We start from the raw sequence: 11,056 nt of genomic DNA on the forward strand, positions 1-11,056 counted from the left end.
AGAAAGGCAAACGCCTTTCTTTACGATTTACTCTTTATCTAACGGTTTATTTTTCGGAAATCTCTCGTTATCTTCTTCATTATCACGAATTGTTTTTTGTAATACAAAACAAGACATCGTTAAAAATAATGTTCCAATTAAATAATATCCTTTTACACTAAGCGTTTCATCTAGCGTATAAATTCCAATTAGCATACCTGAAAGCGCGCAAACAAATGAAGTCCATGCTAAAAACGTGAACGCTTGCGTATTACGTCTTCTCATCGTTCTCCCCCTCGTTAGCTGTACATCTATTATAGATAAGTATATTTACTATGATGAATTTTTATGTAAATTCTAGTTTTATATTTATAAATCTTTCATAAAAGAATAATATTTTAAGATGAATTTTCTGTTTAATCCGAAAAAACAATTAAAATCATTTACATTTATTTCAATTCTACATAAAATAAAAATAAATATTACGAAACTCGAAATATACGGGAGTGGAATTAATTGTTGCAATACGAACATTTTTTAGACTTACTGCTAGATAATGCCAAGAAACTTTTCTATCCTGAAGAATGGGTAAGCTTAGATTTAACACTTTCTAAAACTGAAGTATTTTGTTTACTTTGGATGGAGCGAAATACAGATATTACAATGACAAAAATCGCTGACCTTCTTGATATACCGATGAGTACAACGACAGGTGTTGTAAATCGTCTTGTAAAAAAGGGATATATTGAAAGATACCGTGACGAAAATGACCGACGCATTGTATTAATTCGTTTAACAGAAAACGGCGTATTGCTCGTTCAAGAAGTAAAACAAAATGCAGCCCATTATTTTAACCTAGTGACCGAAGCATTATCGGAAGAAGAAAAAGCATTTTTACTACAAATCTTCCAAAAGATTATGAATCACATTGCTACGTCACAACAAAAAACAGAAGAAAAGGTTTCAACACCTAAAATGAAAAACATTCCGATTGAATAAAACCCTAGCTGGGTTTTTATTCAATCATTTATTTCGCCACTCGTAATATTTGATACTCGAAACAAAGGGGATATGAATGATGAGAATTATTTTGTATACAGGTAAAGGCGGCGTAGGAAAAACTAGCATTTCAGCGGCAACTGCACTTCAAAGCGCAAAACAAGGATTAAAAACTTTAGTAATGAGCACAGACCCAGCTCATAGTTTAGGAGATTCATTTGGTATAAAACTATCTTCTGAACCATTAGAAATTCGTGAAAACCTATGGGCACAAGAAATTAATACGATTTATGAGATGGAAAAAGGCTGGGGGAAATTACAGAAATATATTACACTACTCTTCACTTCCAAAGCAGCTGATGATATTACAACAGAAGAGTTAACGATGTTTCCTGGTATGGAAGATTTAATTAGCTTACTTCGTGTACTCGATTATTATAAACAAAACACATATGATGTTATTATCATTGATTGTGCCCCAACAGGAGAAACATTAGCCATGCTCAGTTTTCCAGACATGCTCGGCTGGTGGATGGAAAAACTCTTCCCTATTAAAAGAAAAGTTTTAAAAGTTGTTCGCCCTGTAGCGCAACCACTTCTTGGTGTCCCCCTTCCAACCGATGATATTATGGACGAATTAACAAATACACTTGAACAACTTGGAGAAATGAGAGATATTTTATCAAACCGAGACGTAACAAGTATCCGCATCGTTGTAAATCCCGAAAAAATGGTTATTAAAGAGGCTCAGCGTAGCTTTACGTATTTAAATTTATACGATTATAACGTAGATGCGATTATGATTAACCGCGTCATCCCTAACACTGTCATCGATCCTTATTTTCAAGCTTGGAAAGATACTCAAAAGAAATATAAAACATTAATTCAAAATAGCTTTGATCCGCTTCCTATTTACGAAGCTCCAATGTTTGAACAAGAAGTTGTTGGCTTACCTATGTTAGAACGCGTTGGAGATGCTTTATTTAAAAAAGATTATTGTCCTACTGAAGTAAAATTTAACGGTCGCACTCAATATGTAAAAAAAGATGGCGATGAGTATATTTTCGTTCTGTCCATTCCCTTCTCTAACAAAAGTGAACTTGCATTAAATCAAAAAGGTGACGAGCTTATCATTCGTGCTGGCTCTGTTAAACGAAACATCACATTACCCAAAACGTTAACACACCTTTCTATTCAAGGAGCAAAATTCGAAGATGATGTACTAAACATTCGATTTGGAGGTGTCGTGCATGCATGAGGAATTAATAAGGAAGGTAATTCGTACAAAAATAAAAATCGGTATGCATATATTAGAAGAGTTACCTGCACCAATCCAGCAATCAGCTAAGCAAATACTAAATATTTTACAAGAGGAACTATCTTCTTATGCTACCGAACAACCACAACATAATAGCAATTTAAAAAGTATTGTAATTGAATAGTTATATCCTTGTAGAAGTCCTTTTCCTATAGGCTTTCTACACCTTTATTGGAGCTGATGTAAATTGATAAAAACATTTTCTGTAAGACACTTTACTCCTCTTACAATCTGGCTAATTCCCTTTTTATTTTTCATTCATAACCTTGAAGAATCTTTCCAAATGCCACAATATCTTGCTAATCAATTTTCAATTACTTTTATAACTAGTCAACAATTTTCCATTGCGATTTCTATATTGACTCTCTTTGTTTTACTTATCGTCTTTCTATATCAAATAAACATCTTGTCTTCTATATACTGGATTATTTTTATACAAGGGGCAATTTTCTTCAACTCTGTTCAACATATTATTTTATTTTTCATTTACCGTTCTTATAACCCTGGCGTAATATCCGCAGTTTTCATTGCCATCTTTTCTATTTTCTTTTTTTCATCCCAAAAACACTTAATTCATAAAAATAAATTCTTAATTACACTCGCTTTCAGTTTATTTTCTTATCCTATTATAATTTGGATTACCTTACTATTCGCTAGCTACTTTCATCCATAAAAAAGACCAGGAAAACTCCTGGTCCATTACTCTACTTAACAAACATTGGATTCTATGTTATACAGAATTGGAAGGTACAGAATTAGGGTTTGTTTTGTTTGTTAAGTAGATTATATGTTGAACGAACTAACAGCGGAGGGGTTCCTTCTGTTAGTCCATTAAACCCAATCATTATTTTACGATTTTTTCAAGCTCATCAAGTGAAAGATCTACTGAAATTGAACCATCATTTGTTTCTTTCTTAATTGCATCTGTTACTTCTTTTGAATGATATAATTCAATTACTTTTTTCAGTGTTGGATCATCTTTATCTTTCGTACGAGCTGCGAAAATATTAATATATGGCTTCGCATTTTCATTCTTTGGATCTTCTAAGAAAATTGGATCCTTCGCTGGATCTAATCCAGCTTGACCAGCAACACCGTTATTAATAACTGAAGCTGCTACATCTTTTAATACACGAGGTGTTTGCTGTGCGATAACCGGTGTAATTTTTAACTTCTTCGGATTTTCAGCAATGCCGCTTGGATCTCCAAATAGACCAAAGTCTTTTTTAAGCTTTAATAACCCAGCTGCATCAAGAAGTTTTAATGCACGTGCTTGGTTCGTTGGATCATTTGGAATCGCAATTTCTGAACCATCTGGAATTTCATTTGCTTTCTTATGTTTTTCAGAGTATAAACCCATTGGTGCAATTTGCGTTGTACCAACAGCTGTAATATCTAGCTTATGCTCCTTTTTAAATTGCTCTAAGAATGCAATATGCTGGAATGAATTTAATTCAATATCTCCATCAGCTAACGCTTTATTTGGCGTTGTGTAATCAGAGAACTCAACCAGTTTAACTTTAATTCCTTCTTTTTCAGCTTTTTCCTTTACAATTTCCCAAGCGTTTCCATCCGTTCCAGTTACACCAATACGAACTGTTTTCTCTTTTGTTCCTGCATCCGAGCAGCCACTTAACGCCGAAATTCCTACAATTGCTGATAATGCAAATGCTAAAATTTTCTTCATTTCCTTTTCCCCACTTCCTTTTTATGATCTGCGTAAAAAGACTTTCGCAAAGTAGTTTCCTAAATTTTGAGCTAACTGTACAAGAATGATAAGTAAAACGACCGTTACGAACATAACTGATGTATCAAAACGTTGATAACCATATGTCATTGCTAAATCACCAAGACCGCCGCCACCGACAAGCCCAGCAACTGCAGAAAATTCAATTAAACCAACTGTCATAAATGTAACACCTAAAATTAATGGCGCTAACGCTTCTGGTACAAGGATTTCAAAAACAATTCTAATTGGTGAAGCACCCATCGCTTGAGCTGCTTCGATTACCCCTTTCGGAACAGAAACAAGATTTGTTTCAACCATTCTAGCAATACCGATCGCTGCAACTAACGTCATTGGAAAAATTGCTGCCGCCGTTCCAATCGTTGTTCCAATAACACTTCTTGTTAGCGGACTTAAAGCTACTAAGAATATGATGAATGGAATCGGACGAATTGTATTAATAATGATATTAAGAATAGAAAAGACCCATTTATTTTCTAAAAAGTTTCCTTTTCTCGTTACATATAAAAGTAAACCTAGAGGTATACCAAGAATTGTAGCAAATATAAGGGTTACAATTACCATTAAAAGAGTATCCCCCGTCGCATCTAATATGCGCGGCCAAAATATACTCCAATCAACTCGCATGAGCTTCTACCTCCTTCAGCTGCACTTGCAGTCTTAGATGTTGTAATGCTTTTTGAATTTCCCTCTGTTCACCTTGCAATTCTACAAGAAGATTTCCAAATAGCACATTTTGAAGTTCAATAATATTTCCGTACAGTACATTTACATCGACATTATAGTTTTTTGCGATATATGATAGTACTGGCTGTCCTGTCTCCTCACCAGTAAATGTTAGACGATAAATCTGACCACCATTTTGAATTTTTGCTAAAACACTTTCCGGTAAATGATCATTAATAACAGAACGTACAAAGTTTTGAGTCGTCTTTGTTTTTGGTTGTGTGAAAACATCAAACAGTTTTCCTTCTTCAATAACTTTTCCTTTCTCCATTACAGCTACACGGTGACAAATTTCTTTCACAACATGCATTTCATGTGTAATAAGAAGAATTGTTAAATTATATTCTCGATTTACTTTCTTTAATAAGTTTAGAATTTCTGTCGTTGTTTCTGGATCTAAAGCTGATGTTGCCTCATCACATATAAGAATATCTGGTGATGTTGCAAGTGCTCTAGCAATACCAACACGTTGCTTTTGTCCGCCTGATAGCTGCTCTGGGTAATTGTTTGCTTTATCTTCTAACCCTACAAACTTCAGCAATTCATTTACTCTTTCTTTTATTTCATTCTTTGGTACTTTTGCTAACTTTAATGGATAAGCAATATTCCCAAATACTGTTCTTGAATTAAATAAATTAAAGCTTTGAAAAATCATCCCGATTCTTTGTCTTAGCTTCCGTAATTCTTTCGTCGATAATGATGTAATCTCTTTATCATCTATTGAAATCGTTCCTGCCGTTGGTCTCTCTAACATGTTTACTAGGCGTAATAACGTACTCTTTCCAGCGCCACTAAAACCAATAATGCCAAAAATTTCGCCTTTCTCAACTGATAACGTTACATCCTCCACCGCATGAACAGATTGCCCACCTGTTTCATATACTTTACTTACATTGTTAAAAGAAATCATTTTTCCCCCTCCTATATGCTGTGAAAACTTGAAGCAGAGCTCTCGAGGTAAAATAAAAAGTGCTCTCCTTCTTATCAACCATAAAGATAAGAAGGAGAGCACTTATATGTACTCGTTCACATCTTCTCATCTTCCAAGCCTTTCATAGACTTGCTGGAGTTAGCACGGTATTAAAAAAACCCGTTGCTGAGGTATCGTAGGGCCAGTCCCTCCACCTCTCTGGATAAGAATGTATCGATTTAATTGTCGTTTAATTAATTCTCATTATAGAACTCAGAATAATAAGAGTCAATACATTTTTTAGAAAAATATTAATTATTTCTTTATTAAAATTTTCAGATGAAAAATTCAATAAAAAATAGTAATCTTTAAAGTTATGTAAAATTCTCCTCTTGCATATTTTTTAAAAGGATAATCTTCTCTACTAATTGAATACCATTATTTGAATATGAAATCGGAGGAAGATAAATATATGAAAACAGCTCTTTTACTCATTGATATTCAAAATGATTATTTTCCACACGGCAAAATGGAATTACGTAATCCAGTCGAAGCAAGCGCATATGCCCGTCGGCTACTACAGCTCTTTAGAAAGAAAAACGAACCTATTTTTCATATCCAACATGTAGCAATAAAAGAGGACGCTACTTTTTTCCTACCCAATACAGAAGGTGTACATATTCATGAAAGCGTACGCCCACTTAAAGAAGAAACCGTTATACTCAAACATTATCCAAATAGTTTTCGAGAAACCGATCTTCTAGAGCAATTACAACGTTTAAATATTGAGCACCTCGTCATATGCGGGATGATGACTCATATGTGTATTGATGCTACCGTAAGGGCTGCCTTTGATTTCGGCTTGCAATGTACTGTTATACATGATGCTTGTGCGACAAAAGATCTTTCTTTTAAGAATGCTACGATACCAGCTGTTTATATTCATAATACAATTTTAGCTAGTTTAAATGGCGTATATGCAAATGTAATGAGTACAGAGGAGTTTTTAGCTACAAAAAAACACTCTCTTCAGTGAGCAAAACCGAAAAGAGTGTTTCTTGTCAAACCATAGATTTTCTTTCAAATTGTATTATACAGGAAATCCTTAAAATGAATACAAAAAAATGTGACTAATAAGTCAACTTTTCTCATTGTTTTATTTCTATTTACATGTTTATCCCGATATGAATAGGTTTTAGCTAGTTCCACTTACCAAATAGTAATATATGGTAAGTGTTTTTTAATGCAAATTAACTAATTTCTCCTATTATTTATCTGTTTGTTTTTGTTTCTTTTTCAAATACTCCGCACGCAATTTTTCAATTTGCTGCTTTTTATCAAATTTGACAGGCGTCTGTTTTTCATGAAACTTCGCGACAGCTACCTGACCTTTGTAATCCAATTGATATTTTCCCACTTTGTTCACCTACTTTTCTTATCTTTAAAGAGAATCTATTCAGCAAATATAAATATACCTCATTTTGCTGAAGTAAACCTTATTACTTTATTAGTTTTTCTACTGATTACTATGTTAATCCACATATAAAAAATTTTTCAAAAAAAGAGATCTTCGCAGACTGCGAAGATCTCTTCTACTATTTCTTATAAAGTTTCAGAAGTAGTTTTTGCTTGCATGTGAAGCGCTAAGTAGTCAGGACCACCAGCTTTAGAGTCTGTACCAGACATGTTAAAGCCACCGAATGGTTGGTATCCTACGATTGCACCAGTACATCCACGGTTGAAGTATAAGTTACCTACGTGGAAGTCTTCACGTGCTTTTTCAATATGATCACGGTTGTTAGAGATAACTGCTCCTGTTAAACCGTATTCTGTATTGTTTGCAATTGCAAGTGCATAGTCAAAGTCTTTTGCTTTACAGAATGCTACTACTGGTCCGAAGATTTCTTCTTTCATTAGACGAGCATCTTCTGCAACGTCAGCAACGATTGTTGGTTGGATGAACCAGCCTTTAGAATCGTCTCCTTCGCCACCTGCTAAAATTCTACCTTCTTCTTTACCAATTGCAACATAGCTCATTACTTTATCGAATGCAGCTTGGTCATTAACAGGACCCATGTTTGTACCTAATACAGCTGGGTTAGCAACTGTTAATTCTTTCGTTAATTCAACAGCACGATTTAATACGTGATCGTATACATCTTCGTGGATTACTGCACGAGAACATGCAGAACATTTTTGTCCTGAGAATCCGAATGCTGATGCAACGATAGATTTAGCTGCTAATTCAAGATCTGCTTCTTTATCAACAACGATTGTATCTTTACCGCCCATTTCAGCGATAACGCGTTTTAACCAAATTTGGCCTGGGTTTACTTTCGCTGCGCGCTCATAAATACGGATACCTACATCACGAGATCCAGTGAAGCTAATGAAACGTGTACGAGGGTGATCTACTAAGTAGTCACCAACTTCAGAACCATTACCTGGTACGAAGTTTACTACGCCAGCTGGTAAGCCAGCTTCTTCTAATACTTCCATGAATTTCGCTGCTACTACAGGAGTTGTACTAGCTGGTTTTAGTAATACTGTGTTACCAGAAACTAAAGCAGCTGTTGTCATACCTGCCATAATTGCGAATGGGAAATTCCAAGGAGAAATGATAACACCTACTCCTAATGGAATGTAAGAGAAACGATTATATTCAATTGGACGGCTTTCTACTGGAATTCCGTCTTTTAATTTCAACATTTGACGACCATAATATTCCATAAAGTCGATTGCTTCTGCTGTATCAGCATCTGCCTCATTCCATGGTTTACCTGCTTCTTTTACAAGAATAGCAGAGAATTCATGTTTTCTACGACGAACGATCGCTGCAGCACGGAATAAAATGTCTGCACGCATTTCTGGCTTTGATTTTCTCCAAGTTTGGAATGTTTCATCCGCTACTTGCATTGCTTTTTCAGCTAACTCACGGCTTGCTTTTGAAACACGACCAACAAGTTCCTCTTTATTTGCAGGGTTTACAGAAACAATTTTGTCTTCTGTAGTGATTTTTTCTCCCCCAATAATTAATGGATAGTCTTGCCCAAGATAAGATTCTACTTTCTTTAAACCTTCTTCAAACGCTAATTTGTTAGCCTCCACTGAAAAATCTGTAAATGGCTCATGTTTGTATGCTACTACCATTATTTTTAGCCTCCCCTTAGAAAAACGTTTACATTTTACAACATTATTCTACACGATAATTTAGATTTATTCAAATATTCCTAGACTTATATTTTAAAAATTAATTAATTTTTAAAATATAATAAAAAAACAGAGTTATACAAATGTATAACTCTACAAAATATGAGTATATTCCAAAACGTTTTTGCTAATCAATAAAATAGTTACTAACAAAAATAAAGTCCTTACATATCCAACACCTTTTTGAACTGCAAACTTCGATCCAAAATAAGCGCCAAAAATCATTGATAATCCCATAATAATACCGTATTCAAAATGAATTATGTCTAAAAATAAAAAAGTGATTAACGATACGATATTACTAACAAAATTCAAAAGTTTTCCAGATGCTGCCGCTTGAATAAAATCCAAACCAATTAATAAAAATGCAAAAATTAAAAAGGATCCTGTTCCTGGTCCAAAAAATCCATCGTAAAACCCTATCATTAAAATAACAAAGAAAAATATTAATGTTTTTCTTTTCGTCATCTTCTTATAGGTAGATACACTTCCCCAATCCTTTTTCGCAATAATATAAATGGCAATAAACACCAACATCACAAGCACTAACGGACGTAAAATATCCGGCGGAATAAACTTTACTACTAAAGCACCTGCGACCGCTCCTATAACAGTTAACGGGATTAACTTTCCTACAATTTTAAAATCAACCTTTCCCGATCGAATAAAGTAAATCGCACTCGTAAACGTCCCCATCGTTGCAGCTAATTTATTCGTTGCAATTGCCGAAGCTGGTGGTAAACCAACAAACATAAGTGCCGGAAGCGAAATTAATCCACCACCACCAACAACTGAATCAATAAAAGCTGCTAAAAAACCGAATGCAATTAATAAAATAATGACTTGAAAACTTAATTCATCCATGCCCTTTACCCCTTACCCCATTATTTATAACATTTTAAATTATAACAAAATTAACCAAGAAAAAAAGCCGTTCCATAAAGGAACGGCCCTTCTACTTAATCTAAAATTTTCACATACGGTTCATCTTGCTTCGCTTCACGTATAATAATCGCTTCTGGACGTTCTACAGATTTAATCGTTACTTGTACTTTCATATAATTCGGGAAGTATTCCATAACAAGCCCAGCTACATATTGTGTAAAGCCAATTATTTCTGCTTTCCCATTAAACTGGACAGGAATATTGAGCTTTATTTCTCTTAATTCATCGTCTCTATACATACCAGTCCCGATAACAGCTGTATAGTCGCCTTGGAAATAATCGCTTAATTTTGCCTTGAAGTTTGATACTCTCGCCAAGTCTTCACGTTTATTATCTGTTTTCGCTTGTTCAGATGGGAACAAATAATATTTCTCATTAATTTGTTTCCAATCCTCAACGGTTTCACTACCTTTTTCAACATTCGCATAAGAAACAAAGTTCCCTGGTACGAGTGAGGACTTCGGAGCCTGACGATAAATTGCAAATGTTATCGGAAGGTTTTTTGTTTCAGGATCTTGTTGATGCATAACTTTCAAGATTTCTGGCACCATTTTTTTCCCTTCAGCTAACATCTTTTCATTCGAAATTGCAGCCTCACGCGGGTACCCATGCTCTTCCTCATAATAATGAACCGAATTCATCGCTAATCCAACTACAATGCCACTACGCTCATTTTTTTCGCCTTTGTTCACATAATAATCATGCTCTAAAATATTTGAAATATATATTGGATTTTTTTTATTTTTCACTTCTAATGATTCGGATCCTGTACCTAATGCAGGATTTAACCCTATGTTCGGGAATTTAACCGCATCTTTTTTTAATGTATCTTCTAGTTCCTTTTGTTCTGCATCTGTACGTTTTCTTTTAACAAGCATCTGTATATACTGAGTTGTTAGGGATTTTCCGCCTTTGAAAACATTATCTTTCGTACTAAATGATTCTTTCGCAATACGCATTAATCCTGTTTCAAATTCATCTATATCAAGACGATTACTTACTCCTTGCACAACTAAGCCACGTGCGTTTCCTCCCTCAAATGGAATAGTCGTCTTATAATATTCATCCGAAATAGAGTAATTCGGGACGATTGCTTGCTCTTTTGCTTTCCCCGATTTCTCAACCACTTTTTCATCTTTGTCGGCACCTGCACTACACCCGCTTACAAGTAGGCCAAGGCTTAATACCGCTAATGCTATTTTTTTCATGGTAAGTTTGCACC

At 34.6% G+C, this 11,056-nt stretch carries 13 protein-coding genes and 1 riboswitch; of the genes, 5 read left to right on the top strand and 8 right to left on the bottom strand.

The genetic code is table 11. The features are described from left to right. Nucleotides 1–27 precede the first annotated feature (27 nt). On the bottom strand, nt 28–264 hold the full coding sequence (locus QCI73_RS25750; protein ID WP_001254393.1) for a YiaA/YiaB family inner membrane protein: 237 nt from the start codon (nt 262–264) through the stop codon (nt 28–30). Nucleotides 265–495: 231 nt separating this feature from the next. Here QCI73_RS25750 and QCI73_RS25755 point away from each other — a divergent pair, with 231 nt between their 5' ends. The 4 genes from QCI73_RS25755 (at nt 496) to QCI73_RS25770 (ending at nt 2,969) form a co-directional block, all read left to right on the top strand. Continuing rightward, entirely contained in the window at nt 496–978 is a 483-nt protein-coding gene (locus QCI73_RS25755) for a MarR family winged helix-turn-helix transcriptional regulator (protein WP_044821657.1), read from the top strand. A gap of 76 nt (nt 979–1,054) precedes the next feature. After that, nucleotides 1,055–2,236: an ArsA family ATPase gene (locus QCI73_RS25760; protein ID WP_002163767.1), complete on the top strand. Its 1,182-nt coding sequence runs from the start codon at nt 1,055–1,057 to the stop codon at nt 2,234–2,236. Then, nucleotides 2,229–2,420, top strand: coding sequence for a DUF3926 domain-containing protein (locus QCI73_RS25765; protein WP_262724526.1), 192 nt, complete (start codon nt 2,229–2,231; stop codon nt 2,418–2,420). The genes QCI73_RS25760 and QCI73_RS25765 overlap by 8 nt, the downstream gene beginning before the upstream one ends. 63 nt (nt 2,421–2,483) lie before the next feature. Beyond that, a complete protein-coding gene (locus tag QCI73_RS25770; protein ID WP_353824006.1) occupies nt 2,484–2,969 on the top strand; it encodes an HXXEE domain-containing protein in 486 nt (161 codons plus the stop codon). A 171-nt stretch (nt 2,970–3,140) separates the two neighbouring features. On the opposite strand, the gene QCI73_RS25775 is transcribed toward QCI73_RS25770, so the two are convergent. The 3 genes from QCI73_RS25775 to QCI73_RS25785 are packed head-to-tail and all read right to left on the bottom strand — an operon-like array spanning nt 3,141 to nt 5,679. Then, nucleotides 3,141–3,983 (bottom strand): MetQ/NlpA family ABC transporter substrate-binding protein, encoded by an 843-nt coding sequence (locus QCI73_RS25775; RefSeq protein WP_001992483.1) that lies wholly within the window; start codon nt 3,981–3,983, stop codon nt 3,141–3,143. 21 nt (nt 3,984–4,004) lie between these two features. After that, nucleotides 4,005–4,670, bottom strand: a complete 666-nt coding sequence (locus QCI73_RS25780; protein WP_353824007.1) for a methionine ABC transporter permease — start codon at nt 4,668–4,670, stop codon at nt 4,005–4,007. Then, nucleotides 4,660–5,679, bottom strand: coding sequence for a methionine ABC transporter ATP-binding protein (locus QCI73_RS25785; protein WP_000622992.1), 1,020 nt, complete (start codon nt 5,677–5,679; stop codon nt 4,660–4,662). Before QCI73_RS25785 ends, QCI73_RS25780 begins: the two co-directional genes overlap by 11 nt. 123 nt (nt 5,680–5,802) lie before the next feature. Beyond that, nucleotides 5,803–5,909: riboswitch (SAM riboswitch) on the bottom strand. Nucleotides 5,910–6,151: 242 nt separating this feature from the next. Here QCI73_RS25785 and QCI73_RS25790 point away from each other — a divergent pair. After that, nucleotides 6,152–6,715 (top strand): cysteine hydrolase family protein, encoded by a 564-nt coding sequence (locus QCI73_RS25790; protein WP_000844889.1) that lies wholly within the window; start codon nt 6,152–6,154, stop codon nt 6,713–6,715. Nucleotides 6,716–6,946: 231 nt separating this feature from the next. Here QCI73_RS25790 and QCI73_RS25795 read toward each other — a convergent pair whose 3' ends face one another. From QCI73_RS25795 to QCI73_RS25810, 4 genes are all read right to left on the bottom strand, one after another. Next, a complete protein-coding gene (locus tag QCI73_RS25795; RefSeq protein WP_000521648.1) occupies nt 6,947–7,096 on the bottom strand; it encodes a hypothetical protein in 150 nt (49 codons plus the stop codon). A 185-nt stretch (nt 7,097–7,281) separates the two neighbouring features. Further along, nucleotides 7,282–8,829, bottom strand: a complete 1,548-nt coding sequence (gene pruA / locus QCI73_RS25800) for an L-glutamate gamma-semialdehyde dehydrogenase (protein WP_353824008.1) — start codon at nt 8,827–8,829, stop codon at nt 7,282–7,284. A gap of 153 nt (nt 8,830–8,982) precedes the next feature. Beyond that, nucleotides 8,983–9,753 carry a TSUP family transporter gene (locus tag QCI73_RS25805; RefSeq protein ID WP_262724522.1) on the bottom strand — a complete coding sequence of 257 codons (771 nt, stop codon included), beginning with the start codon at nt 9,751–9,753 and terminating at the stop codon, nt 8,983–8,985. A gap of 95 nt (nt 9,754–9,848) precedes the next feature. Then, entirely contained in the window at nt 9,849–11,042 is a 1,194-nt protein-coding gene (locus tag QCI73_RS25810) for a CamS family sex pheromone protein (protein WP_353824009.1), read from the bottom strand. Nucleotides 11,043–11,056: the final 14 nt, after the last annotated feature.

The organism is Bacillus cereus group sp. MG16, from assembly GCF_040459875.1.
GTDB classification, from domain to species: domain Bacteria; phylum Bacillota; class Bacilli; order Bacillales; family Bacillaceae_G; genus Bacillus_A; species Bacillus_A paranthracis.

Excerpts from the sequence above, each read along its gene's own strand:
- QCI73_RS25750 (WP_001254393.1), bottom strand. The coding sequence starts at position 264 with ATGAGAAGACGTAATACGCAAGCGTTCACGTTTTTAGCATGGACTTCA.
- QCI73_RS25760 (WP_002163767.1), top strand. The coding sequence starts at position 1,055 with ATGATGAGAATTATTTTGTATACAGGTAAAGGCGGCGTAGGAAAAACT.
- QCI73_RS25780 (WP_353824007.1), bottom strand. The coding sequence starts at position 4,670 with ATGCGAGTTGATTGGAGTATATTTTGGCCGCGCATATTAGATGCGACG.
- pruA (WP_353824008.1), bottom strand. The coding sequence starts at position 8,829 with ATGGTAGTAGCATACAAACATGAGCCATTTACAGATTTTTCAGTGGAG.
- QCI73_RS25805 (WP_262724522.1), bottom strand. The coding sequence starts at position 9,753 with ATGGATGAATTAAGTTTTCAAGTCATTATTTTATTAATTGCATTCGGT.
- QCI73_RS25765 (WP_262724526.1), top strand. The coding sequence starts at position 2,229 with ATGCATGAGGAATTAATAAGGAAGGTAATTCGTACAAAAATAAAAATC.
- QCI73_RS25810 (WP_353824009.1), bottom strand. The coding sequence starts at position 11,042 with ATGAAAAAAATAGCATTAGCGGTATTAAGCCTTGGCCTACTTGTAAGC.
- QCI73_RS25785 (WP_000622992.1), bottom strand. The coding sequence starts at position 5,679 with ATGATTTCTTTTAACAATGTAAGTAAAGTATATGAAACAGGTGGGCAA.
- QCI73_RS25790 (WP_000844889.1), top strand. The coding sequence starts at position 6,152 with ATGAAAACAGCTCTTTTACTCATTGATATTCAAAATGATTATTTTCCA.
- QCI73_RS25775 (WP_001992483.1), bottom strand. The coding sequence starts at position 3,983 with ATGAAGAAAATTTTAGCATTTGCATTATCAGCAATTGTAGGAATTTCG.